Origin of the sequence: Larkinella sp. (assembly GCF_965227735.1) — a bacterium.
Taxonomy (GTDB): Bacteria; Bacteroidota; Bacteroidia; order Cytophagales; family Spirosomataceae; genus Larkinella.
The window spans coordinates 3,051,698-3,075,988 of record NZ_OZ245776.1 but is presented as its reverse complement, the minus strand read 5'-3'; the positions used below and the strand labels follow the sequence as shown (position 1 = coordinate 3,075,988).

At 44.4% G+C, this 24,291-nt stretch carries 21 protein-coding genes; 7 read left to right on the top strand and 14 right to left on the bottom strand.

The features are described 5' to 3' along the window. The first annotated feature begins 23 nt into the window (after positions 1 to 23). The 7 genes from ACO064_RS11760 (at position 24) to ACO064_RS11730 (ending at position 8,161) form a co-directional block, all read left to right on the top strand. Positions 24 to 764, top strand: coding sequence for a tyrosine-protein phosphatase (locus ACO064_RS11760; protein ID WP_421827553.1), 741 nt, complete (start codon positions 24 to 26; stop codon positions 762 to 764). A 442-nt stretch (positions 765 to 1,206) separates the two neighbouring features. Beyond that, on the top strand, positions 1,207 to 2,538 hold the full coding sequence (locus ACO064_RS11755; RefSeq protein WP_421827552.1) for a UDP-glucose dehydrogenase family protein: 1,332 nt from the start codon (positions 1,207 to 1,209) through the stop codon (positions 2,536 to 2,538). An 86-nt stretch (positions 2,539 to 2,624) separates the two neighbouring features. After that, on the top strand, positions 2,625 to 3,605 hold the full coding sequence (locus tag ACO064_RS11750; RefSeq protein WP_421827551.1) for a UDP-glucuronic acid decarboxylase family protein: 981 nt from the start codon (positions 2,625 to 2,627) through the stop codon (positions 3,603 to 3,605). Positions 3,606 to 3,651: 46 nt separating this feature from the next. After that, positions 3,652 to 4,590 (top strand): GDP-L-fucose synthase, encoded by a 939-nt coding sequence (gene fcl, locus ACO064_RS11745; RefSeq protein ID WP_421827550.1) that lies wholly within the window; start codon positions 3,652 to 3,654, stop codon positions 4,588 to 4,590. Positions 4,591 to 4,628: 38 nt separating this feature from the next. Beyond that, positions 4,629 to 5,741 carry a GDP-mannose 4,6-dehydratase gene (gmd, locus tag ACO064_RS11740; protein ID WP_124908840.1) on the top strand — a complete coding sequence of 371 codons (1,113 nt, stop codon included), beginning with the start codon at positions 4,629 to 4,631 and terminating at the stop codon, positions 5,739 to 5,741. 107 nt (positions 5,742 to 5,848) lie between these two features. Next, complete coding sequence (gene cmk, locus ACO064_RS11735; protein ID WP_421827549.1) at positions 5,849 to 6,634, top strand: (d)CMP kinase; 786 nt, start codon at positions 5,849 to 5,851, stop codon at positions 6,632 to 6,634. A 45-nt stretch (positions 6,635 to 6,679) separates the two neighbouring features. Next, the gene (locus ACO064_RS11730; protein WP_421827548.1) at positions 6,680 to 8,161 is read left to right on the top strand and encodes a capsule assembly Wzi family protein; all 1,482 of its coding nucleotides are present in this window, start codon (positions 6,680 to 6,682) and stop codon (positions 8,159 to 8,161) included. Between the two features lie 35 nt (positions 8,162 to 8,196). Here the strand turns inward: ACO064_RS11730 and ACO064_RS11725 are convergent, their stop codons facing one another. From ACO064_RS11725 to ACO064_RS11660, 14 genes are all read right to left on the bottom strand, one after another. Further along, the gene (locus tag ACO064_RS11725; RefSeq protein ID WP_421827547.1) at positions 8,197 to 9,303 is read right to left on the bottom strand and encodes an acyltransferase family protein; all 1,107 of its coding nucleotides are present in this window, start codon (positions 9,301 to 9,303) and stop codon (positions 8,197 to 8,199) included. 180 nt (positions 9,304 to 9,483) lie between these two features. Beyond that, positions 9,484 to 10,689 (bottom strand): glycosyltransferase, encoded by a 1,206-nt coding sequence (locus tag ACO064_RS11720; RefSeq protein WP_421827546.1) that lies wholly within the window; start codon positions 10,687 to 10,689, stop codon positions 9,484 to 9,486. Positions 10,690 to 10,703: 14 nt separating this feature from the next. After that, complete coding sequence (locus ACO064_RS11715) at positions 10,704 to 11,993, bottom strand: glycosyltransferase (protein WP_421827545.1); 1,290 nt, start codon at positions 11,991 to 11,993, stop codon at positions 10,704 to 10,706. 21 nt (positions 11,994 to 12,014) lie between these two features. Continuing rightward, on the bottom strand, positions 12,015 to 12,794 hold the full coding sequence (locus tag ACO064_RS11710; RefSeq protein WP_421827544.1) for a glycosyltransferase family 2 protein: 780 nt from the start codon (positions 12,792 to 12,794) through the stop codon (positions 12,015 to 12,017). Positions 12,795 to 12,818: 24 nt separating this feature from the next. Continuing rightward, positions 12,819 to 14,039: an O-antigen polymerase gene (locus tag ACO064_RS11705; protein WP_421827543.1), complete on the bottom strand. Its 1,221-nt coding sequence runs from the start codon at positions 14,037 to 14,039 to the stop codon at positions 12,819 to 12,821. A 12-nt stretch (positions 14,040 to 14,051) separates the two neighbouring features. Next, on the bottom strand, positions 14,052 to 14,861 hold the full coding sequence (locus ACO064_RS11700) for a 6-hydroxymethylpterin diphosphokinase MptE-like protein (RefSeq protein WP_421827542.1): 810 nt from the start codon (positions 14,859 to 14,861) through the stop codon (positions 14,052 to 14,054). Between the two features lie 23 nt (positions 14,862 to 14,884). Next, positions 14,885 to 16,093: a hypothetical protein gene (locus ACO064_RS11695; RefSeq protein WP_421827541.1), complete on the bottom strand. Its 1,209-nt coding sequence runs from the start codon at positions 16,091 to 16,093 to the stop codon at positions 14,885 to 14,887. Between the two features lie 173 nt (positions 16,094 to 16,266). Continuing rightward, a complete protein-coding gene (locus tag ACO064_RS11690) occupies positions 16,267 to 17,727 on the bottom strand; it encodes a lipopolysaccharide biosynthesis protein (protein ID WP_421827540.1) in 1,461 nt (486 codons plus the stop codon). Positions 17,728 to 17,747: 20 nt separating this feature from the next. Continuing rightward, a complete protein-coding gene (locus tag ACO064_RS11685) occupies positions 17,748 to 18,476 on the bottom strand; it encodes an SDR family NAD(P)-dependent oxidoreductase (RefSeq protein WP_421827539.1) in 729 nt (242 codons plus the stop codon). 4 nt (positions 18,477 to 18,480) lie between these two features. Next, a complete protein-coding gene (locus tag ACO064_RS11680) occupies positions 18,481 to 19,398 on the bottom strand; it encodes a phosphoglycerate dehydrogenase (protein WP_421827538.1) in 918 nt (305 codons plus the stop codon). Between the two features lie 23 nt (positions 19,399 to 19,421). Then, positions 19,422 to 20,105, bottom strand: a complete 684-nt coding sequence (locus ACO064_RS11675; protein ID WP_421827537.1) for a cytidylyltransferase domain-containing protein — start codon at positions 20,103 to 20,105, stop codon at positions 19,422 to 19,424. Positions 20,106 to 20,140: 35 nt separating this feature from the next. Next, positions 20,141 to 21,085 carry a glycosyltransferase family 2 protein gene (locus ACO064_RS11670; protein ID WP_421827536.1) on the bottom strand — a complete coding sequence of 315 codons (945 nt, stop codon included), beginning with the start codon at positions 21,083 to 21,085 and terminating at the stop codon, positions 20,141 to 20,143. A gap of 37 nt (positions 21,086 to 21,122) precedes the next feature. After that, positions 21,123 to 21,779, bottom strand: a complete 657-nt coding sequence (locus tag ACO064_RS11665) for a sugar transferase (RefSeq protein ID WP_421827535.1) — start codon at positions 21,777 to 21,779, stop codon at positions 21,123 to 21,125. Positions 21,780 to 21,874: 95 nt separating this feature from the next. Then, entirely contained in the window at positions 21,875 to 24,235 is a 2,361-nt protein-coding gene (locus tag ACO064_RS11660; protein ID WP_421827534.1) for a GumC family protein, read from the bottom strand. Positions 24,236 to 24,291 lie beyond the last annotated feature (56 nt).

Sequence of the window (24,291 nt, the reverse complement as noted above, 5' to 3'; positions counted from 1 at the left end):
GGCTTACGACTTTATACTACACTATGTTCTCATTTTTTAAGCGTCGCCAGGAACAATCCGCTTTTTCGGATTTCGGATTTTTGGGAGTCGATATTCATTCACACCTGATTCCGGGGATTGACGATGGCGTACCCGACCTCGAAACGGCGTTGACCTGCCTGCGGGCCTTTGAGGAACTGGGCTATAAGAAAGTAGTCACCACCCCCCACGTGCTGCGCGATTATTACCCCAACAGCAGCGACACCATCCGGCGCGGTCTCGACGAACTCCGCGAAGCCATGGCCCAAACCGACCTGACCATTCAGGTTGAAGCGGCTGCGGAATACCTCATCGACGACCATTTCGTAACGCTGCTCAAGGCCAATGATCTGCTGACGTTCGGAGCTAATTATTTGCTGGTCGAACTGTCGTTTGCCAATCCGCCCCTGAACCTGGACGAAATCATTTTTCAGATTCAGACGAAAGGCTACCAACCCATTCTGGCCCATCCCGAACGGTATTCGTATCTGAAGGACCAAACCGAGCGGTTTCACAAACTGCGGGTGCAGGGCTGTCTGTTTCAACTGAATCTGCTCTCGCTCGTGGGGCAGTATGGCGGGCGCGTGCAACAACAGGCCAAACAGTTGCTCGATGATTCGATGATCGACTTTGTCGGCTCCGATCTGCACCGGCCCCGCGACGCCGAAAAGCTGGGGCAATTGCTTCAGTCCAAAGAACTGGCGCTCCTCGATTCGCACACTTTTCTGAATGCTTCCTTACTCTAAAAGGCCTTCTTTTGACAAGTTGCAGAAAGCTACCGGGTTACATCCAATCAGGCGAGTTTCCGTTGTGTCGATTTTTCCGGCAGGAAGATTCTGCGGCATACTTTTTGTTCATTGTCTGATAAATAGGAAAAAAACTTTGCGGATATTTTTAAAATATAGAAAAATAGTATTCCGTAAAAAACTTTTTCTTGAACTTTTTAAAGATTTTATACCGTATTCTCTTAAAAACATTGAAGATTGCCTAGGTAATATCATTTCTCTCTTTTATATTTAGAAGGTAATATCTAAAAAAAGCTAGTAGTAGTTTGTCTGATTTTGAAGGTAGGTATCTTTACAGATCGCCCTGAAACGTAGCTCATCACGGACTTCCGTTTCGTTTAATCAGACCTCTTTCTGTCGGAAACCCACATTTTTTTACTTATTATTCTATTTACTCAACGTTATGAAAATTGCTGTTGTTGGAACCGGTTACGTTGGACTCGTAACCGGAACCTGCTTTGCCGAAACCGGCAACCAGGTCACCTGTGTCGACATTGACGAGCGCAAAGTTCAGAAGCTCATCAACGGCATCATCCCCATCTACGAACCGGGTCTGGATGTGTTGTTTAACCGTAATACCGCCGAAGGCCGTCTGAAATTTACGACCAGCCTGGCCGAAGGCATCGAAGGCGCCGAGGTTATTTTTCTGGCCCTCCCAACTCCTCCGGGCGAAGACGGTTCCGCCGATCTGAAATACATTCTGAAAGTGGCCGGTGATCTGGGGCAATTGCTGAAAGAGTATGCCGTGATTGTCGACAAAAGCACCGTGCCGGTGGGAACCGCCGAAAAAGTACACGATTACATCTCGCTGGCTGCGCAGGTTGATTTCGACGTGGTGTCGAATCCCGAATTTCTCCGCGAAGGCGTTGCCATCGAAGACTTTATGAAACCCGACCGGGTGGTGATCGGCACCAAATCCGAACGCGCGAAAGCCGTGATGAGCAAACTGTATGCGCCCCTGGTTCGTCAGGGCAACCCGGTGATTTTCATGGACGAGCGTTCGGCCGAAATGACCAAATATGCCGCCAACGCGTTCCTGGCTGTCAAGATTTCGTTCATGAACGAAATTGCCAACCTCTGCGAAAAAGCAGGTGCCAACGTCGACGACATCCGGAAAGGAATTGGAACGGACAGCCGCATCGGCAAACGGTTTTTATTCGCCGGGATTGGCTACGGCGGAAGCTGTTTCCCGAAAGACGTGCAGGCGCTGGCGAAAACCGCCCAGGAATACGACTACGATTTCCAGATTCTGAAATCGGTGATGGACGTCAACGCGAAGCAAAAAACCAAACTCCTTCCGATCATCAACCAGCACTTCAACGGCGACCTGAAAGGAAAAACCATCGCCGTATGGGGACTGGCGTTCAAACCGTATACCGACGACATCCGGGAAGCTCCGGCGCTGGAAAACATCCAGGCTCTGCTGGATGCCGGCGCGAAAGTGACGGCCTACGATCCGGAAGCGATGGACAATGTGAAAAACGTATTTGGCAGCAAAATTACGTACGCCCATACGTCGTATGCCGCCCTGGACGATGCCGATGCGCTGGTGATCATGACCGAATGGCCCATGTTCCGGACGCCGGAATTCAGCAAAATGAACCTGCTGCTGAAAAACAAAGTCATCTTCGACGGACGGAATCTCTACGAACTGGACCAGATGAAAGAATTGGGCTATACCTACTACAGCGTTGGTCGGGAGACCATCTCGCAGGCGGTGGAACAACCGGCCTGATCAAGACCGAATTTATACTGACTGTCTGAACTACCATCAGACAGTCAGCTTTACTCAACGTTATGAAACTTTTTTAAGCGGTTTACATGAAGCGCATTCTGATAACGGGTGGGGCTGGCTTTCTGGGCTCACACCTCTGTGATCGATTTATCAGGGAAGGGTACCATGTCATTGCCATGGATAACCTGATTACCGGCGATATCCGCAATATCGAACACCTGTTCCCCCTTTCGAACTTCGAATTTCACCACCACGATGTATCGCAGTTCATCCACGTTGCCGGTGAACTTGATTACATCCTGCATTTTGCCTCACCCGCCAGTCCCATCGATTATTTGAAAATCCCGATTCAGACGCTGAAAGTCGGCTCCCTCGGGATTCACAATTGCCTGGGTTTGGCGCGGGTCAAGAACGCGCGGGTGTTGATTGCTTCCACGTCGGAAGTGTATGGTGATCCAACGGTTCATCCCCAGCCCGAAGAATATTGGGGGAATGTCAATCCGGTCGGTCCTCGTGGGGTATACGATGAAGCCAAGCGGTTTCAGGAAGCCATGACAATGGCCTACCATACCTACCACGGTCTGGAGACCCGGATCGTCCGTATTTTCAACACCTATGGTCCGCGGATGCGGCTGAATGACGGACGGGTTTTACCTGCTTTCATCGGGCAGGCGTTGCGGGGCGAAGACCTGACTATTTTTGGAGACGGCAGCCAGACCCGCTCGTTCTGCTACGTCGATGATCTGGTCGAGGGAATTTACCGCCTGCTGCTGAGCGATTATGCGTCTCCGGTCAACATTGGCAATCCCGTTGAAATTACGATCAAAGAATTTGCTGAAGAGATCATCAAGCTGACCGGCACCAGCCAGCAGGTGGTTTATAAACCGCTGCCGACCGACGACCCCAAACAACGCCAGCCGAATATCGATAAAGCAAAAGCCATTTTAGACTGGGAGCCGAAGGTGTCGCGGGCCGAAGGGTTGCGAATTACGTATGATTACTTCAAAAGTCTGCCGGAAGAAGAGCTGTATAAGGCGGCTTACCACCGGGAGTTTTCGGTTGGATAATTCAAAACAGTACTACTTAACGGATGTTGGCTGAACTAATACATTAATGAGAAAAGACGATAAAATATACGTTGCCGGACACCGGGGCATGGTGGGTTCGGCCCTGGTGCGTAGTTTGGAAGCCAAAGGCTACCAGAATATAATCACCCGTACCTCGTCGGAACTGGATCTGCGCAACCAGGCTGCTGTCGCTGATTTTTTTGCCGACGAAAAACCGGATTATGTTTTTTTAGCGGCCGCAAAAGTTGGCGGTATTTGGGCCAATAATACATACCGGGCTGATTTTCTGTACGATAACCTATTGATCGAAGCCAACATTATCCACAGTGCCTACCAAAACAGTGTCGAAAAACTGCTGTTTCTGGGTTCCTCCTGCATTTATCCCAAGCTGGCTCCGCAGCCGTTGAAAGAAGAATACCTGCTCAGCGGTTATCTGGAAGCGACCAACGAACCGTATGCGATTGCTAAAATTACCGGCATCAAGCTCTGCGAAGCGTATCGGAGTCAGTACGGCTGCAATTTCATTTCGGCGATGCCGACCAACCTCTACGGTCCGAATGATAACTACGATCTTCAGGGATCGCACGTATTGCCAGCCTTGATTCGGAAATTCCACGAAGCGAAAATCAGCAACCAGCCCTTCGTTGAGGTGTGGGGAACGGGTTCGCCCCGCCGGGAGTTTTTGCACGCCGATGACCTGGCCGATGCCTGCGTGTTTCTGATGGAAACCTACAACGATGAATTGTTTGTCAACATCGGGACAGGCGAAGACGTCACAATTCGCGAACTGGCCGAGCTGGTGAAAGAAACCGTTGGTTTTGAAGGTGAACTTCGCTGGAATACCGACAAACCGGACGGTACGTCCCGCAAACTCATGGATGTTTCACGACTGCATACCCTGGGTTGGCAACACCAGACCGATTTGAAAACCGGTATTACTACGACCTATCAGGATTTTCTGAACCATCAGGAAGTTTACGTCTAACCAAATTAAAACCTTAGAATACAGCTAATTACTCACGTATGAAGAAAGCACTTATTACCGGTATTACAGGACAGGACGGCGCTTATCTGGCCGAATTATTATTAGAAAAAGGATATGAAGTACACGGTATTAAACGCCGGAGTTCCTTATTCAATACGCAACGAATCGACAATTTATACGAAGATCCGCACGAAAAAAATGTGCGCTTCAAGCTTCATTTTGGTGATCTCTCCGATTCGACCAACATCATCCGGATTATTCAGGAAGTACAGCCCGACGAAATCTATAACCTCGGTGCCATGTCGCACGTGCGGGTGAGTTTCGATGAGCCGGAATACACCGCTCAGGTCGACGGCATTGGTACACTCCGCATTCTGGAAGCCGTCCGGCTGTTGGGTTTGACCGAAAAAACCCGCATTTATCAGGCATCCACGTCCGAATTATACGGCGGGGTGCAGGGCCACGCGCAGTCGGAATTGACACCATTTTACCCACGCTCGCCCTATGCCGTTGCCAAACTGTACGGCTACTGGATTACGGTCAACTACCGCGAAGCGTACGGCATGTATGCCTGCAACGGTATTTTGTTTAACCACGAATCACCGCTGCGGGGCGAAACGTTCGTAACGCGCAAAATTACCCGCGCTGTGGCCCGGATCGGTCTGGGTTTGCAGGACAAGGTGTTTCTGGGTAACATCGATTCTCTGCGCGACTGGGGTCATGCCAAAGACTATGTAGAAGCCATGTGGCTGATTCTGCAACAGGAAAAACCGGAAGATTTCGTGATTGCCACCGGTGTCACCACCAGCATCCGGGATTTTGTTCGGATGGCATTTGCCGAGATTGGCGTCGAACTGGAATTCCGGGGCGAAGGCGTGGCCGAACGGGCGTTTGTGGTGAGTGCGTCGAACCCGGATTATCCCGTCGAAGTCGGCAAGGAAGTGCTCAGCATCGACGAGCGGTATTTCCGTCCAACGGAAGTGGATCTGCTGCTGGGTGATCCGACGAAGGCCATGACCAAACTGAACTGGCAGCCGAAATATGACCTGGCCGCGCTGGTAAAAGACATGATGACGGCCGACATCGACTTGTTCCGTCGCGATCAGTTGCTGGCTGAAGGCGGGCATTTGGTGATGAATTATTTTGAGTAAACCTCTCCGGAGATTACGAACCGCAGGCTGAATCTGGTTCGTGATCTCTTCCCTTCTTTTGTAATCTGCCTGATTGGAACAGCAGCTACTCAACGTTTTTAATCGGTATGGCTATGGGCTTTATCAATGATTCCTATCAGTTTCACACAGTAACTCCCGTAGATACTCTCCCCGGCAGTACTAAAATTATCATCGCTATTGACGGGCACTCCGGCTGTGGTAAGAGCACAACGGCCAGGCAGGTTGCAGCCCAGTTGGGATACACCTACATTGATACCGGGGCGATGTACCGGGCGGTCACACTGTACTTCATTCATCATAAAATCGATCTTGCAAGTGAAAAAGCGGTACGGGAAGCGCTTGCAAAAATTCACATTACGTTTGAAGGTAACCCGGAAACCGGAACCATTCAAACGCATTTGAATGGAGAGAACGTAGAAGAAGAAATCCGAAAACTTCCGGTAGCGAATGCTGTACCGGAAGTGAGTGCTATTCCTGACGTACGGAAGGCCATGGTGGGGCTACAGCAAAAACTTGGTCAAAACCGGGGTATCGTGATGGACGGGCGCGACATCGGTACGCATGTTTTTCCACATGCAGAGCTGAAGGTATTCATGACTGCAGATTCACTGGTTCGGGCGGAACGCCGACGCATTGAACTGCAGGCTAAAGGAGAGCAGGTTGAATTGGCCGAAATCGCTCAAAATCTGGAAAAGCGGGACCATCTCGATACGACCCGCATCGAAAATCCATTACGAAAGGCGTCGGATGCCCATCTTCTGGACACCTCGCACCTATCCATCGCGGGACAGGTGGAATGGGTTATTCAACAAGCCTATCTGACCATTACAAGCGAATTGCACCGGGAATATTCCAAGTCAATGGAAGCTTAACTTCTCACCATGGGAAGGTAGTTAATCCATATTGCCCTATCCGTTATGAAAGCACCATTCTGCACCCTTGTTCTTCTTTTTTTAGGGAGTTGCCCCCTCCTCGCACAGCAACCCGTCTCACACGTTCAGGTTTCAGCCGAAGTAAGTGGCATGGCTTCATCGGCTCGCCGAACGCCGTTTTGGCTAAGAGCCAATCAATTTGGGACTGTTCCATTGATCGCTCCGGCCGGAACAGTCCGGTTGGGAAGTTCAGGCGTGTTTAGGGTAGACAGCACAGGCAAAGGGTGGCATTTCGGGTATGGCGCTGAGGTTGTGGGATATGCTGGTCCAAATAACCGGCTTTTAGTGCCGGAAGCCTACGCCAAAATTGGCTACCGCTCCATTGAACTAGTGGTGGGCCGTCGGAAAGAAGTGTTAGGTCTGGTGGATACCACTCTTTCATCCGGATCTTATTCGTGGTCGGGCAATGCATTACCCATCACCAAGATCCAGCTTGGAACAAATGGGTATGCTCCTTTAAAGTTTACCAAAGGCTTGATTTCGATTAACGCCTTTTTTGCGCATGGCTGGTTCCCGAATACAGATTCAATCCAGAATTCTTATTTGCACCAAAAGGCCCTGTATGGCCGCATTGGAAAACCGCACTGGAAGGTCAAGTTTTACGGGGGAGTTTTGCACAATGCACAATGGGGCGGAAAATCAGATTACCTAGCACCCATCCAGGCGGTAAATGGGCGAATGCCCTCTTCTTTTAAAAGCTATTTATCAGTTGTGACCTCTCAGCAACCGGCCAATGCTGGTGATTACGCCTTTCCGGACGCCGTCAATCGGTTTGGAAACCATTTGGGAAACATAGATATAGGTGCTGAGATTACGATTAAAAACTATACTATGTTAGGGTATTATCAACATCCATTCGAAGATAAATCAGGAATTGCACTTGTCAATTTACCCGACGGTTTATATGGTATTCGCTTGCAAAACAGGGCAAACACGGCGGACCGGTTTTTAAAACTCAAAACGATTACCTTTGAATATTTAACTACCAGAGATCAAAGTGGCGCAACGGTGAAAATAGACAGCCGCAAATATGACGGAATGGATGACTACTTTAATAATATTCAATACATTGACGGGTGGGCCGTAAAAGAACGGATCATTGGAACCCCATTTATTACAAGATATAAGGACACCAAGCCGGAATGGGATACGCATTTAACTCCATCTAAAAAAAACCAGGGGAGTATGATTAATAATAGCCTTGTTTCACTGTACCATATCGCCGTTCTCGGCGAGCTACGATCTGGTGTAACAGTTGAAGGGCGATTTTCGTTAAGCAGTAATTATGGAACACACTGGAAACGCTTTCCAGGAAGTGTAACGCAATCCTCCAGCTTAATACGATTAAATATTCCGGTGAGTTGGCTCGGTGGCGGGTTCCTGGGAATCAATCTGGCAATGGACCAGGGAGATCTCTATAATGATGCGATCGGAGGATTGATCAGCTTTAAAAAAGTGTGGCATTGAGGGTAAACAGCCCTGTCATGCTGATTTTATGACGATTAACTTGCACGTACATCAGCAGTAATCTTCTTTTGCTCGAATCTATCCCTGGCTATTTTGATAATTGGCTTCTCAATAAATTTATGCACTAGGATTCCACCAAGACAGCATAGAATACAATTAATCACCAATACGGCGAATGGATTTGCTGAGGGTTGGAACTTAGACCATACTCCTAAAACTGCCGAAATAATTCCAGGATGGACTAAATAGATAGAATACGAGGCATCCCCCAACTCTAATCCAAATTTATCGACTCTATTTAATGGACGACCAGAAAATAGGAAAATTGAGATTATTACAATTAATGTTGAAAATAAGCCAGTAACTATAATAAAGTTATCCCCCAGAATCCTTTGATAAGAAAAGAAAAATAGAGGTATGGTTAAAATTGCGCAAAGGATAAAGCCATTCCAGTTCTTTATTCTATAATTCAAAAAGCCATAATTATACAGTACTCCAATTAAAAACCCCATGCCAAACAAAAGATTTGCTTTGTGAAATAAGAAGTCACAAAGCTGGTGAAAAGTTGATGCGGGAACTAAATCAGAAATGCCGCACCAAAACCAAAATACAGGCGATAAGAACCACAGGGTTAATATCTCCCACCTTGGTTTTACATAAAGAATAAATACACAGAATAGCAAATAAAAAAGAACCTCGTGGCGCAAAGTCCAGATTTGACTTGGCATTATATCACCAATTGGAGACAAAACCGCTGCCCGTAGATACGGAAGGGGAGTAAAGGTACCTCTTCCTAAGAATCTGAGGGAGGCATATCCAATAATACAAACCCACATGAATGGAATAATACGTACAAAACGACGGGTTAAAAAATCCATCGGGCTGATTTTGGGTTTAATCTGATTGTTCAGTGAAACATAAGAGATGATGAAACCACTTATTACAAAAAACAAATGAACTCCCGAAGATCCAGAAAGTAACCAGGTTGGCAGGAAATTAGTGTTGAAATACTTTGGGAAATTAGCCATTTCAGCGACATGGCAAAGAACGACCATTAAAGACGCAAGGCCTCTCAAATACTGAATTCCAATAATTCCTTTCGAGTGACTTTCTTTTTGAGGAAGTGTATGAATTTGATTCATAACTCGTGATAATTAAAGTAGTGTATACGACTATTAAGGGTTCACCATTGGCAACTGACCGCAGTACATCGGCTTTAAACTCGGCGATATACTTTCGTTTTGGTTGTTGGGATTTGTTTATGGTACACGAACTTAAATAAGTTTTGTATCCGAGTATTCAGGACTATATCAGTATGTGGTCTAGCCAAGAGTAATAGCCTCATGGTCTTTCGCCATTGCGAAAGAATTAAACTCTAAATTTTTAATTTGTAACTCATCACTCCACTCAGAATTAGACACTTTTTTGTATATTTCTGATAAAATTTTAGAGTTTTTAGACGAATTGTGGAAAGTGTAAGAATAGGACGCACCATTCTCTCCAATACGCTTAGCTAAACCTGGGTTTTCTAAAAGATCCAGAATAGCCTTGACATACTGTTCTTTTGTCAAGCATGCATACCCATTCTCTCCGTTTCTAACTACATCAAGGCATCCGTCGCAAGCACTGACGACGCAGGGTACTCCTGCACGCATCGACTCAAGCAGAGAATAAGGAAGGCCCTCAAATACAGATGTTAAGACGAAAACATCAAGTGAATTTATAAATTCAGAAGAAGCTTTAGGATCACACCAGTCAAGTATATGAAATTGGTCTGCAATACCATATCTGTTTATAAGATCAATTACTTCAGTTTTTAAGTGATCATGGAAACCTGCTCCGAGTAAATAAAAATGTGATTCAGGATGGGCTTGTATTACATGATATGCTACTGTCACATATAGAAGAGGATTCTTTTGGGGGGTTAATCGAGCTATAGTTCCAATTTTAGGATGTTCATTTTTAGAATGATTTGTTCTTTGTAAACTCGAGTAATTTAAAGGAAAAGTCACTGAATTTAGCAGGACGTCAATTGAATTTTGTTTGTGACCAACTTCATAGATGAGTCGATTGGCTTCTGAATAAGAAACAGTTAAGATACGATCGGTAAAAAATTTAGCGAATGATTCTAAGGTAAAATAGATTAACCTCTTCATGCCCGTAAAGGACAAGTAAGATACACCGTTTGGAGTAAACAGGGAAGGACACCCTGCCAGCTTAGAGGAAATCCGTCCAAGAAAACCTGCTTTAGAGCTATGAATATGAACACAAGATGGACGCTCGCGCTTGATTAATCTGTAAAGGCGAATAAGTGATATCGAATCGCTGAACGGATTAAAGCTTCGGGACATATTAAATTCAATGTGCTGAATGTTATATTGAAGACAAACTTCCGTTAACGTTTTACTGGGAGGTGCAACAATCTTAAGTTCAAATTGATCTTTATCAACATGGTTGATTATTTCCCTGATGTAAGTTTCAACTCCTCCAAGAGATTGTGTAATGTGAAGTATCTTTAATTTCTTCATGAAAATAAGAGTTATTATTGATTAACCGCAGAAAACGGAGAGGATGTCAGTTCCGAGGACTCATTTTTTATGGCTGATGAAGTAGAGTATGGAGTATAATCAAATAATTCTAAAAATTTGTTGGAAAAAGATTCTAATGTGAATTTTTGCTTATTTGGAAATCCTAAAAATTTAGGCTTTTCTATTGATATATACTTTAAAGCCTCGTACAAAGAATCGGATTTATTTGGGTCATAAGTAATACCATTTACTTTTTCAATAATTGTCTCTGTCACGCCTGTCACTCTGGAAGCAATACTAAATAAACCGCATACTGAACTTTCGATCAATACTACGGGCGAACCTTCCGTAGATTCAATTACGCCATCATAACCTGAAAAAGTAGACATTTCCTTATCTATGGTAGGAAAAATGAAATAATCGACATTTTTCATCCATTCTAAAACATTACTTTGCCAGCCCATCCAATGGATATATTGGTTTAAATTATGTTTAACTGAAAATTCTAATAGCTCATTTTTAAAATTAACTTCGGCATCATTTGAAGGGTTTCCTAGTATGATAATGATTGGAAGATCAGCTTCGGGAATACTACTCTTAAGACAATTCAGTGCATAAATTAAATGATGTAACCCTTTCTGTGGCTTAATCAGTCCCGCATACAAAAGCTTTGTCCTATTCTGATAGCTTTCACCTAAGAGATTTTGTAACTCTATCTTAACATTACCACTATCAACTGATTCATATTGTGAAAAATCAATACCATAATTAATCACTGATTTTTTTCTTGAATCTGGTAAACTATTCTGAACATCAATACTTGGAGAAATGACATGATCGATAAATGAAAAGAATAGTAATTTAGATAGAAAAGGGCTGACTCTGTTTTTACTTTGTAAATACATTATCTTTTTTCCTCTAAAAAAAAGTAAAGGTATCTTAAGCATGACAGCCCCTCGAGGATCGCAGAAATAAAAAAAATCAAACTTGCCCTTTGTGAAAATTTTTATACAAGACCAATAAAAAGGAAATAAACCAGTAAAAAGAGTTTCAAAAATGACTGATAATCTAAACCATTGGCCAAAATTTCCATATGAAAGCAGCCTTTCGCTAGTTTTCAATTTTATGATTTCATCAACGTAAGGCGAAAAGTTTTTAGATATTTCATTTTTAGAATCATCGGCTAATAATAATGTAATATGGTAATTATTCCGTTTTAAAATTTTACATAAGTTTAAAGAGACTCTTTGAGCACCTGAAAAAAATGGGTAAGCTTCAAAAAACAAAACCTTCTTTTGTTTCATTGTTTTAGGTATTTATAGTGACTAAAACTCTTTTCTCAAATATAAAGTCAAGCCAAATTTTTTGCCTAAATTTCTACCATAATACTTTATTAATTGTACGTAAAAGTCAAAAAAAGCTTGAATTTTACTTGTTGAGTTGGAGTTTAAAACCGCCTTTCGAAGTTCAAAGAAAGTTTCAATTTTGGAACTCGCTCCTCCCTCAGTAACATGAGCTGTTACCTTGTTTAAAAATAGAGCATTTAACTTTTCTCTGGGCCTTAATAATAATTCATAATCTCCTACAATTCTATATGAAATATCGTAATTACCGTAGCTTTTGAATAATTTCATAGACTGTAGAGATCCAGGATGAGCAATTAAATTAATCCTTTTAAATGACTTCCATTGCCAAGGCCATCCATAAGTTCTAGTTATTTTCCCATCTAGAGACAACAAGTGAACTTTTGATGAAATATACAATGTAGAATCAGTACTTTCTTGGTTAATGAATTCTACGTATGACTCTAAAGTATCTGGAAATAAAAAGTCATCAGCGCCAATAAACATGACCCAATCGCCAGTAGCTTTTGCTATACCTTTGTTCCAGGCATCGTAAATCCCTTTGTCTTTTTCAGAAATGCTATACGTAATGTAATGCTTATATTTTGCAATTAATTCTTTAGTTCCATCTTTTGAATCGCCATCTATAATAATATATTCGTAATTTTTATATGTTTGAGAAATTACACTCAAGATTGACTTTTCTAAAGTTGCTGACGAGTTAAATGTCGCTGTGATTATTGAAATGGTCGGATTTTTCATGGATTTTACTATTTTAATTAGTTGCTATACAGATAGACCCTTCTTTAGCTTATATCTAACTAGTAAGATAATAGCAAGAATAAAACCAAGACCATATGCTTTTGTAAGGTAAAACATACTGTGAAATGGAGAGAATAAGAAAAATGCGAATGACATAAAATATACTAATTGAGCCGATCTAGACCTATGTAGATATCTCTTAGATATAAACATTAACTTAGACATAAAAAATATAAATATGAATGATCCTATAAGCCCAAAGTCGATGGATAGATCTCTTATTGATGTCGCCCAAACATTATATCTTATATCATAATCGTAGTAAAGGTGGTCAATATCATCATGTACTTTCATCCAGTTTATCACCCCGAACCTATCTAAAAAATTAAAATTATAAAATCCGTAAGTTAAATATGATATTTTGTCAGACGTATCAGTAAAAATACTTAAATAGTAAACACATCCTCCAGTATAATCATAAAATGTGTTTATAAAGAATATCAATATTATTCCGAATTGTGATCCCCCTAAATAATTTAAAGCCTCATTATTTATATGTGGCAACTTTGACATAAAGTTTACTTGCGTATCTCCTTCTACACCCGTCCTCATTATTGTGAACATTGCACCTAGTATAGAAATTACTAACAATGCAAGTGTAAATTTCCCAAAATATTTTAAATAAGATTTTTTTATTAATTCGAAATTTTTGTGAAAGTATATTGCTAAATATAAGCATGAAAATATGATAAAGTTTATTCTTCCACCATTAATTGGTATGAATGCTAAACATGATAAAATAGTTAAAATGTTTACGAATATTTTATATTTTAAATTATTGAAGTTGCAAATAATAAAAGAAAACATTAGTAGTGGAAATAAAAGATTATAAATTGAATCTTTAAAATCTCCACTCGCTTGTTCCATGTGTTCTTCTCTAATTTCTGCTAATTCTTTTCCTAAGTTGTCAATACTTGAAAAAAAGTATATACAAACTGGTATAAAGCCAATAATGGCAAATATGAGTAGATTGAAGTCTTTTTTTATGTGTACCGGATTGTCGTAGCTTTTTTTAGTAGTTATGTATCCTAAATATAAAAAGAACAAAAATATGACCGGTAAAAACAAAGTTAAAACGTTTATTGGCTCGTTAAACAGCCAAGTGAAGCTGAAATATATTACAAATATAAAAGCCCATGCAGCCATAGGGAAAAACAACTCTCGTATTTTTATAAAATTTTTCATTTTTTATATTTATTATTTATTGACAAATTTAGTCAATTCAATCCGTTCAAATATTTCTAATGCCCCTCCATCAGTGGCATTGTAAATAGCTCGGTTATCCGCATTATAGGCTAGCTTCGCTAGATTGTAGCTATACTCGCTGGTATAAATTTCCGGAAGTTGCCATTTCATCCCATTTGAAAAATAGCGTTTATCAAAATGAGAATCGTCATCGCCATTACTCACGGCTAGCCGCCCTGGTGCTCCTTTCGCATTGAAATAGTGATCACAGCCTACTAAGGCCACCTCACTGAACCCCATGTGGTAGGCAAGCTGCATGGCCACAAATGTGACGGTGCCGCCTTCCCATAAACTGATGCTAATGTCTTTTGAGAATTTCTGCTGATTACTGGTATGTAGAAAAGCTACGTTCTCTCTGTTCTTTACAAATTCTTTTCCTTCAGACCGCAAAAACAAAGGAATATCGGTTGAGTTATAAAAGTCCTTATTTTGCTCAATAACCAATAAATTGACAGCAGCAATAAACGAAGGCCGGAAATCTGATCGATCAAATAACAGGTTAATTTTATTTAACCCAAATGTGAATGTGTTTTTTAATAAAGAAAAATCGACTTTGTTAAGAGAGGGGCCATTGCAAAGTATTACCGCCTTTTCTCCTTTGTATTTATCTTTCCACTTCAATAGTTTATTTCTTGATGACCACGAACGAGGATCGATATCCCAGACCAGCCGGTCATAGCATAACTTTAGTGCTTGCCTGTACGGATTAAGTGTAGGATTTATTTTAAGCGTTGGGTCGTTATCAATAAATTCGTTTTTCATCTTTGTTCTCGATTAGGTGGACTTTAGTTTTCATACTTAATCACAAGTAATTTCCCGTACACATTAATACGGGTTTGTGATTGGCTGTCGACTGTGATTTTTGACTTATTTTTTGGGTAGATTATTTTGAAAATTTCCTTCTCAACTAGTACCGTGTTAATGTTTGTACTATCCTGGAATTCATATTTTACTATTTTTGAAGATGCTATTTTATTTTCTTTTGAACCAATTCTGGCACTTGAAGTTTCACTTTTTGTTTGAGAAAAATTATAGTTGTTTTTTTTGTTTACGGTTTCGATTACTGTATTTTCTCTTATTGCGTTATATATAGGTGAATAAATATCTGGTTCACCGTAATATCTGGTAGGTTTTTTTCTTGATTTTAGATCCACATAAACATCCCATGGAATAACTAAAGTGGTTCCTAATAAATACATATCAAGAACTGCTTCTACATTGTCTGCGTCGCTATCTGAGGAAAATGTGTAAAATTGTTTCTTATTTAATTGTCTTGCTTGCTCGATTCCATCGACAATGAATTTTTGCTTTAATCCGTTTGCGGGCACTTCGGCAATTCCAACTTCAAATTGCTTGTAAATATTACTCCATTTACCTTTGTAATTATTGGTTAAGAAAACGATTTTGTTAGCAGAGTATATTTTTGCATCTTTTTTCCATCTTTCTAGGAATCGGATCACTGAGTTTTCCTGGTAATCCTTGTACTCGGACCAAAAGGGAATATTTATCTTTTTTATAAAACTTTCTTTCTTTATTCCATTTTCCATTAAGAAATTTCTATAATCAAAATCTGTTTCGACTTTGCCCGGATAGTTTTCATGCATGTATTTTGTGAATCCCGGTATACAAAATTCACACATGCATCCCCCCCAGTCTATAGCTTGTTCATTTAACCTCGAATCATCTACAAATACACCGTAAGCACCAAGATCTATTATCTGATGTGTTTTTTTAATAAATAATTTCTGAAAGATTGGATTGTTTACACATCCCCAGTAAGGATTTTTTTGCTCCCAATTCTGCATCCAGGGGGCCTTTAATTTATTTCCTTCTATATCTTTAATCCGACCATTGACTGTATATTCTCCAGAATCAGGGATTTGAGGGTTGATAGCCAGACTAAACTTAATATTTCTTTTTCTTAATTCCGTTAACTGGCTTTCATTTGTACAATACATCCAGTCTAGTCGGTCTGGTTTGTAGATGTCCAGCATTTTTAATGTACTTAAGGTGTCATTTTTATTAATAGGATGAAACCATCTCGATGACAAAATAATTTCTGCTTTTTGAAACTGCCTTAAATGAGTTATGGAAGTACTACCCAGGACTAGGAGAATCAGTCCTGCTATTGTTATGACGTGGCGATATTTACTATTAAAAAATGTCACTAGATCTTAATAGTGTGAAAGATTGAATTCATCGCAATAACTAGTAAAATAAGTGATGGTATTACCAATTGTTTCGATTCAAATGTTATGAAATTCAATTTAAAGGCAGCGTATGACTTAAGGGTAGAATACCAGGAGTAAAATCCCAAATAAGCTGCCAACATGCTTAAAGGGAAAGCAAGTACGCCTAGCATTGGGTAGGCTATTAGTGCCAGTATGATGTAGATGAGTCCGGTAAGGCCATTCGCGATATGCCAAACAATATGATTTGTGATGCTGTACAACTGCAAATGCATTGCCCCATAGCGCTCCACAAAAAAAGCAATTCCCATGATCGCCCAGAGTCGCTGGTCAATAAAATGAATATTACTGCCAATTAGCTGCATTACTGGTTCTGCGAGTAATGCCACTCCAACAAACCCCGCTACAAACGTCCAATGTGCCCTTTGCATTCCTTTCTGAGCCACCTCGATGATCTGTTGGCGATCATCCTGGGCATACAGACGAGCCATCAGAGGAAGTTTGCTGTAGAAGGGTGCCTGGGCAAAGGTGATGATGATCTGCATGATGCGCATGGCAAATAGGTAGGCGGAAACCTGCTCAACCTGGTTACTTTGTGCATAGATGAGGCTACTGCTTTGAATGAGACCGTAGGACATTAGCACGCCAATTCCACTGCGCCAGGCGGCTGGCCAGATTTCCTTCAAAATGGTCTGATCAAATTTGAATGACTGGCCGGACACGAACACGCCCTCGTTGTACTGGTAACACATCCAGCGATTCCGTAAAACCGACACGATGTTCCATAATTGATTGACAGCTACCAGTCCAACTAATCCGGTATTAAAGTATAGCATCAGGACGCTGGTGAGAATAGCCGCTAATGAAAAAAAGGTTTCATACCGACGAAATTCAGCAATCCTGTTAATGCCTTGCAGATAAGTCGTATAGGCGTTGCCGCGAAATGTTACCGTTGTGGCAACAATTACGATACCCCAGGCCATCCACCCCTGATCCGGGTTTTCAAGAAAATGGATTGGACGGTATACCGAAAGGGTTCCTCCGACTACTAACAACAGAAACACTAACCCGGTCAACCAGGCGAATAGGATCTGCTGTGTACCAACTACTTTCAATAAATAGGATTGATTAGGTCCTGACTTATGCGCCCTGTCTACTGGCTTTTCCGTAGTATCTGTTCCATTTGCTCCACCCATGGCATAGGCGATGAATCTGGAAAAAGTGACGCCTAACCCCAGATCAATCATCAGGTTTAAGCTGATGACTGTGCTAAAAAGATACCATAATGAAATCTCGGCCGGGCTGAATTGCCGGAGAATGAACGGAATCAGCAGCACCAAATTCATGGAACGCGTCGCCAGACTCGCCCAGGTCATAAAGGTTGGGGAGTGCCAAAGACGCGTGATCGCTGAATTCCGTTGTATTTCCAGTGGCAACATGCTATTGATTTATGGGTATTCTACAAATCCTTCAATACCGAACTAATCCCCCCATCCAGCGACAGATTGGCTCCGTGAATAAAACCGGAGTTCTCCGATGCCAGGAACAACGCCATCGTGGCGACGTCCTGCGGGCGTCCGATCCGTTGTACGGGGTGAATTTTGCGGAGTTCATCAAGGGCGCCCTGATTTCCGTCGAAACCGGCCAGCAGCATGTCGGTCTCGATGGCTGCGGGGCTAATGGCGTTTACCCGAACCCGGCCTTCCAAATCGACGGCCAAGGCTCTGGTCAGGCCAATGAGGGCGCTTTTTGAGGTGGCGTAGCTAATAAACCGGCGTTTAGTCAGTTGCTGGTGAATGCTGCCAATGTTGATAATACTGCCGTTCACGTCTTCCAGTTGCTCCAGAAAGTGCTGGCTGAGCAGCAGCGGACCGGTCAGGTTGACGCTCATGGTATGATTCCAGTCGTCCAGCTTTAACTCATCCAGGCTACCGAGCATTTGCACCGCAGCGTTGTTGATCAGCACGTGAAGCTCCGGGATCAGCACATTGAAGGTGTGTTTCCATTCGTTCCGGTAGGCTTCATTCGAGCTGAACTGGTGAAGATCGAACTGGATCAGACGGTCGGCCTGGTGATGCTCCGATTCCTGAATGTCCAGCCCGTATACATAGTAACCGGCTTCGCGAAAGGCCAGTGCCAGCGCACTCCCAATACCGCCTAAAACCCCTGTAATCAATATCTTTTTCATCCTTTTACGCAGTTACACCAATTTCCAGAAACTCGAACATCGAACGAATAGCCTGGTGGCTGGCACGTCGAACACCCTGAATGGTATTGGAACCGTTGTGTGTCCCGAAAATGCAACGGTCAAAACTCCGAAGCTCCGAATCCATCGGCAGCGGCTCCGTTTCGAACACATCCAGACCCGCCGAGTGAACTTTGCCACTCTTGAGCCCTTCCAGCAAAGCGGCTTCGTCGACAATCGGACCTCTGGATACGTTCACAATCCGGACGCCGTCTTTCATCCGTTGAATCGATTCGGCATTGATCAGGTGTTTTGTCGCGGGCGTCAGGGCGCAGGTCGAAACCACAAAATCGGCGGTTTCCAGTTCTTCGGGGAAGTTCAGAAAGCGGTAGGCTTCTTCGTCTTCATCCGTCCGTTTTGCGAAAGGATCATACACATTGATGTGCATATCGAATGCTTTCAGGAACCGGGCGGTTGCTTTCCCGATGTCGCCAAAGCCGATCAGGGCCACCGTATGGCCTGCCAGCGACATACCCGCCGGTTTTACCCAGTTTCCCGCCCGCACTTCGCGGTCGATGTAGTAGGTTTGCCGCGCCAATCCCAGAACGTAGGATACCGCGATGGTGGCCACTTCGGCACCAAACATCATCGGGGTGTTGATGATGGGAATCCCCAATTCCTTGCAGGCTTTGAAATCGACATTATCGACGCCAATGCCCCATTTTACGGCGGCTTTCAACTTCCCGGCTTTTCCGGCGCGAAAGATGCGTTCGGTGGCCTGGTCATCGCCGATGATCCAGCCGTCGACAGTTGGAACGAGTTCCAGCAATTCTTCTTCCGATAAAATCTGAACGACTTTCGGAGCAATCACTTCAATGCCCGCTTCTTCAAAAATGGGGAGAAATTCGGCAAGTTGCCCGAGCATAGGAGGGCAAGTAATCAGGACTTTCATAGGGCCAGTTCAGGATAGAGTTCGGTAAACAGAAATTCGGCTACTTTAAAATTCAGTTCAACGTCGATGTCCTGCGCTTCAATGTCCGCAATCTCGTACATGAAGGGGCGGTCACCGATGCGGTTATGCTTTTGAATCAGCGTTTCTTTTTTGAAGAGGTACATGCAGGAGTTCTCCATGTAAATCGGCGGAAGGTCCTGCGTCCGGAGCAGAATGGCCGGGTTATGATTGACGGCTCGCGCCAACTGATCCCACAAACGCGTCTGGAGCCGGGTAACGCCAAACAGTGTATCGTAAATTGGGTAGTTTTTCAGAAATTGCTGAATGCCTTTCTCAACGGTTTCGGCCGACAGCAGTGGATTGGTGCTGTGGGTTTGCAGGTAAAAATCGGCCGGAATCTGGTTGCAAGTGTTCAGCAGCACGTTGTTCATCGGAATGGCTCCGTCGCGCAGGTGTTGGGGCCGCTCCAGGACGGTGACGGTCGGATAAAATTCTTCAACCTGTTCAATAACCGTCGGACTGTCCGTATCGATGACGACCTGCGTGATCGATGGGCATTCCAGCAGCGTGTCTACGATGCGGTGAAACAGCGGCTTACCGGCAAAATCCCGGTAGTTTTTGCCCGGCACGCGCTCGCTGGAGTGGCGCATGGGAACGATAGCAGCAACAGAGTATTTCATATAGTTAACGTTAAGTGTTTTACAAGACGGCTTGGTTATTCGTAAGCGATTTGTTTCATGACCACCGGTTCCTGACTCACCGGTTTCTCTCGCCTGAAAACTTCATTCGGATAATAAAACCGTTCCCGCAGGGTTCGGTCGAGTGTACCGACAAAACGGTACCCCTGATACGTTCCCCAGAATTGCAGAATGCGGAAAACCGGGATTTCAGCAATGTGTTGCCACAGAACGCGCTCCTGGGCTGCAGTTACGTAATCGCTAATCAGATTGGATACGGACAGGTACGTAAAATCCCAGAGACCAAACTGCGCCATCGGCTTCAGTCGTTTGAACGCAATGGCCTCCCGATAATACCGGTTGAAGATCTTCCGGGGCGTTTCTTCGTGGACGTGGACAATGGTGGCATCGGCATCGTAGGCAATCCGGTAACCCCGTTGCAAAATTTCACTGGCCCAATGCAAATCTTCCAGTCCGGTGAGGGTTTCGTCATAGGGTAATTCTTCCCAGAGCGAACGCCGAACGGCCGTATTGGCATTGTTGCAGAATGGGATCTGCTGGTTGTAGTTGGAAACCGCCGGGAACCACTTGGCAAACAATTGTTGCTCCGAATATTTGCTGAGCTGATTCCCGATCTGCCGCCCGTAGGTCAGAGCTACTTTCTGGTCCTGAAACGGCTTGAGCATCTGATCAATCCAGTTGGTGTAAACCGGGTAGACGTGCGCACTGGCAAACAACAAAATATCTCCTGAAGCCTGCTGGCAGCCTAGGTTAAGCGCCCGGCCAAAGGAGAACTCCTCCGGGCGAATCCGTACAATTTTGGCTCCATAGCTTTCGGCAATGCGGACGGTATTGTCCTTGGAACCCGAATCAACCAGAATCACTTCCAGATCGGTACCGGTTTCCTGTTGTTTGATGCCGTTGAGCAACTTGCCTATATGAGCTTCTTCATTGAAGGCTCGTATGATGATACTACAAGTCATAGGGATCTTTTCTTGTCAGAGAGTCTGGAGCCGCTTATTACCGGGCGTTTTTGTCACCTTTTACCATTTTTTCTACCGTCCACCAGCAGATCTTCACATCCAGAGGAAGTGAGGTATATTTGGTATACCAGATGTCGTAGCGGACCCGATGGCGCATCTGGTTGAGTTCTGATGTTTCGCCCCGCAGTCCTTTCGACTGGGCCAGACCGGTTATTCCCGGTTTTACCGCAAACCGGTGCTTGTATTCCGGTATAAGTGGCATATACTGGACATCGAGGGGAATCGGGTGGGGGCGGGGACCAACGATGCTCATGTGACCTGCAATGACATTTAGAACCTGGGGTAATTCGTCCAGATTGGTTTTTCGCAAAATCCGGCCAATCCGGGTAATTCGCATGTCGTTGTGAGTGGCTTGCTTAAAGGAAGCGTTTCGCTGGTATTTCATCGTCCGAAATTTCAGGCAGGGGAAAGGCCGTCCATTACGTCCTGATCGCAACTGAACGAACAAGACAGGCCCCCGCGATTCCAGCCGGATCAACAGTCCCAGCAAAGGGATGAACCAGGATAGAATCAGTATGGCAACCAAGAGGGATACCGTGATGTCGAAGGCCCGCTTGGCTACCGGCTGTGGCTTTCCCGCAGCCGTCTCACTGACGACGTAATACGAGGAGTCAGGTTGTAACAGGTTTATCATAACGTTCCAGGTTGAGTAAATACGAGTTACCAGGCAATGGCCTCCCAACCGGTGGTAAAACCGGTTGGGAATCCATCAAGTAATTGGTAGGTCAATCAGGCCGGTTTGTTGCCGGGAAGCAACCGCTTCAGAAAGGATTTTTTAGCGATGGGATCCTGTTCGTAGTAGCCTCCGGAACCATAGCCATAACCATAGCCGTAGCCGTAGCCATATCCGTAGCCCGTTCCTTCGTTGATCGAATTCAGAATCAGGCTCAACTTCCGGAAGCGTTGTTCCTTATACATGACGTCCACCATTTTCATGTGCTGCTTGGGCGTTACATCGTGCCGGACGACGTACATGGTGGCATCGGTTTTGTCGGCCAGAATCTGAGCGTCGGTAACCAGACCAATCGGCGGTGAATCCACGATGATGTACTGGAAGCGCTCACGCAGTTGGAGAAATAGATCATCCACTTTGTCACTCACCAGAAGCTCAGCCGGGTTAGGCGGTATGGGGCCGCTGGTCAGGATGAAGTAGTTCGCCATGCCCGGAACGGGTTGCAGAATTTCATCGAGGGTTACCTGACCGACCAGGAAGTTGCTGATTCCGACGGTGTTGGGCATGTCCAGCATGGAGTGCAATTTCGGACGGCGTAAGTCCATTTCCAGAATAACTGTCGGTCGGTCGATGAGCGCCAGGCTGGCTCCGAGGTTGAGCGAGATGAATGATTTTCCTTCCCCACTGATGCTGGACGTAAACAGGATGGCCAGACTTTCGTTGTTGGAGCGCAGGAATTGCAAATTGGTTCGCAGCGCCCGGATTTGCTCCGCCACAATCGACCGGCTGCTGGACGTAACCACCAGCGGGAATTTATGCTTGGCGTAGGAGATTTCGCCGACAATCGGCGTACTCGTCAGTTCTTCAATGTCCGTGCGCTTGCCAATCCGGTTGTTCAGCATGTCGCGGGTGGCGAAAGCACCAACCGGAATCAACAAACCCAACGCTCCAAATAACAAGAATACCAGGGTCTTTTTGGGTTTAATGGGCTTGCTGCCGCTGCGAGCCATATCGATCGTGCGGCTATCGGCAATGGCCGATGCATACGACAGTGCGGTTTCTTCGCGTTTGGCCAGCAAATAGGTATACAGGTTGTTCTTGATGGCCTGTTGGCGCGTGATGTCGAGCAGCGCGCGTTCTTTGCGGGGTACCGACCGAATCATCGATTCAAACTTGCGATTGTGAGCCATCAACTTCTGGCGGGTGCCCGTCATGATGTTCTTCATCGTCTGGATGTTATCGGTGATGTTCGATTTGGTGGTCCGGATTTGCTCATCCAGTGAACGCAGAATGGGGTTGTTTTCCGAGGTGGTTTTTACCAGTGTTTCGCGTTGCAGTTCCAGTTCCGACACCTTGGCGATCAGCCCTAAAAGAGTAGGGTCGGTCAGGCCTAAGGTAGAAGGCGCGGAGCCTCGCTCACCCTCTTTACTGCGAACGTACTTTTCGACGTCTTCCAAGGCACCCAACTGAATATTGACCTGGCTCAATTGGGCATCATTCTGCTGAACGTTTTGCAGAAAAATCTGCGATTCAGTACTGATATCCGTAATTCCCTCGGCTGATTTGTAACTCTCTACATCCCGTTCTACCGTTGCCAGTTCACCGGAGATGAGTTTCAACCGTTCTTCGATGAAATCCAAGGTATTGGCCGCTACCAGGTTTTTGTCTTTCAGAGCGGCATCATTGTATTCTTCAACAATTTTGTCGAGGATGTTACGCCCTTTTTCGGGTACCGCCGTTTCCATGCTCAAAATCAGAACCGTTGACTGCTTGCTGGTGGCTTCTACTTTTAGATCTTCAACAAACTTTTGAATGATTTCCTGTTTGGGAGCCACGTGAACAATAACGGGCTCCTTGTCGAGCTTGGCACCCGCTTTTGGAAAAATCCGGATCCGGCCAAATTCGGTGTTCAGACTTTGGTTGACAGAGTATTTCTTTTCGCCGATTTTAACCGTGGCAGGATCTACAAACTCCACTTTGAAGCCATCTTCGTATAAGAGTGGTTTGGGTTGTTCGACAACCAGACGGAATGGAGAGTCTTTATAAATCTCCCGCTCGCCAACCGGCGTGTCGTGGAAATAGGAGACATCCAGCGCCAGCGCGTCGTTCACCTTTTCCATGATCGTGTAAGACTTCAGAATTTCGATTTCATTCTCGACCACCTTTGAATCCGTGAAAAGATCCATTTCTTTCATGATGTTGTCGGCCGAAATCCCTTTCTTCTCGTCCTTAATCAAAATACTGCTTTGTACTTTGTAGATCGGAACCTGGTATTGCAGGTACGCATACCCGATGGCCAGCGCCACGACGAGCGAGAGCAAAAACCATTTCCAGTTTTTCAGATACCGGAAGATGATCAGCCGAAGGTCAGGTTCTTTTTCCTCCTGCTGGTGGTAAACATACGGAGTTGTGATCATAACGTTGTTGAGTAAATAGGTATTATCGTTTGGCAGTTGACCCAATGGGGTTGGCT

Excerpts from the sequence above, each read along its gene's own strand:
- ACO064_RS11760 (WP_421827553.1), top strand. The coding sequence starts at position 24 with ATGTTCTCATTTTTTAAGCGTCGCCAGGAACAATCCGCTTTTTCGGAT.
- ACO064_RS11755 (WP_421827552.1), top strand. The coding sequence starts at position 1,207 with ATGAAAATTGCTGTTGTTGGAACCGGTTACGTTGGACTCGTAACCGGA.
- ACO064_RS11750 (WP_421827551.1), top strand. The coding sequence starts at position 2,625 with ATGAAGCGCATTCTGATAACGGGTGGGGCTGGCTTTCTGGGCTCACAC.
- fcl (WP_421827550.1), top strand. The coding sequence starts at position 3,652 with ATGAGAAAAGACGATAAAATATACGTTGCCGGACACCGGGGCATGGTG.
- gmd (WP_124908840.1), top strand. The coding sequence starts at position 4,629 with ATGAAGAAAGCACTTATTACCGGTATTACAGGACAGGACGGCGCTTAT.
- cmk (WP_421827549.1), top strand. The coding sequence starts at position 5,849 with ATGGCTATGGGCTTTATCAATGATTCCTATCAGTTTCACACAGTAACT.
- ACO064_RS11730 (WP_421827548.1), top strand. The coding sequence starts at position 6,680 with ATGAAAGCACCATTCTGCACCCTTGTTCTTCTTTTTTTAGGGAGTTGC.
- ACO064_RS11725 (WP_421827547.1), bottom strand. The coding sequence starts at position 9,303 with ATGAATCAAATTCATACACTTCCTCAAAAAGAAAGTCACTCGAAAGGA.
- ACO064_RS11720 (WP_421827546.1), bottom strand. The coding sequence starts at position 10,689 with ATGAAGAAATTAAAGATACTTCACATTACACAATCTCTTGGAGGAGTT.
- ACO064_RS11715 (WP_421827545.1), bottom strand. The coding sequence starts at position 11,993 with ATGAAACAAAAGAAGGTTTTGTTTTTTGAAGCTTACCCATTTTTTTCA.
- ACO064_RS11710 (WP_421827544.1), bottom strand. The coding sequence starts at position 12,794 with ATGAAAAATCCGACCATTTCAATAATCACAGCGACATTTAACTCGTCA.
- ACO064_RS11705 (WP_421827543.1), bottom strand. The coding sequence starts at position 14,039 with ATGAAAAATTTTATAAAAATACGAGAGTTGTTTTTCCCTATGGCTGCA.
- ACO064_RS11700 (WP_421827542.1), bottom strand. The coding sequence starts at position 14,861 with ATGAAAAACGAATTTATTGATAACGACCCAACGCTTAAAATAAATCCT.
- ACO064_RS11695 (WP_421827541.1), bottom strand. The coding sequence starts at position 16,093 with ATGCTGGACATCTACAAACCAGACCGACTAGACTGGATGTATTGTACA.
- ACO064_RS11690 (WP_421827540.1), bottom strand. The coding sequence starts at position 17,727 with ATGTTGCCACTGGAAATACAACGGAATTCAGCGATCACGCGTCTTTGG.
- ACO064_RS11685 (WP_421827539.1), bottom strand. The coding sequence starts at position 18,476 with ATGAAAAAGATATTGATTACAGGGGTTTTAGGCGGTATTGGGAGTGCG.
- ACO064_RS11680 (WP_421827538.1), bottom strand. The coding sequence starts at position 19,398 with ATGCTCGGGCAACTTGCCGAATTTCTCCCCATTTTTGAAGAAGCGGGC.
- ACO064_RS11675 (WP_421827537.1), bottom strand. The coding sequence starts at position 20,105 with ATGAAATACTCTGTTGCTGCTATCGTTCCCATGCGCCACTCCAGCGAG.
- ACO064_RS11670 (WP_421827536.1), bottom strand. The coding sequence starts at position 21,085 with ATGACTTGTAGTATCATCATACGAGCCTTCAATGAAGAAGCTCATATA.
- ACO064_RS11665 (WP_421827535.1), bottom strand. The coding sequence starts at position 21,779 with ATGATAAACCTGTTACAACCTGACTCCTCGTATTACGTCGTCAGTGAG.
- ACO064_RS11660 (WP_421827534.1), bottom strand. The coding sequence starts at position 24,235 with ATGATCACAACTCCGTATGTTTACCACCAGCAGGAGGAAAAAGAACCT.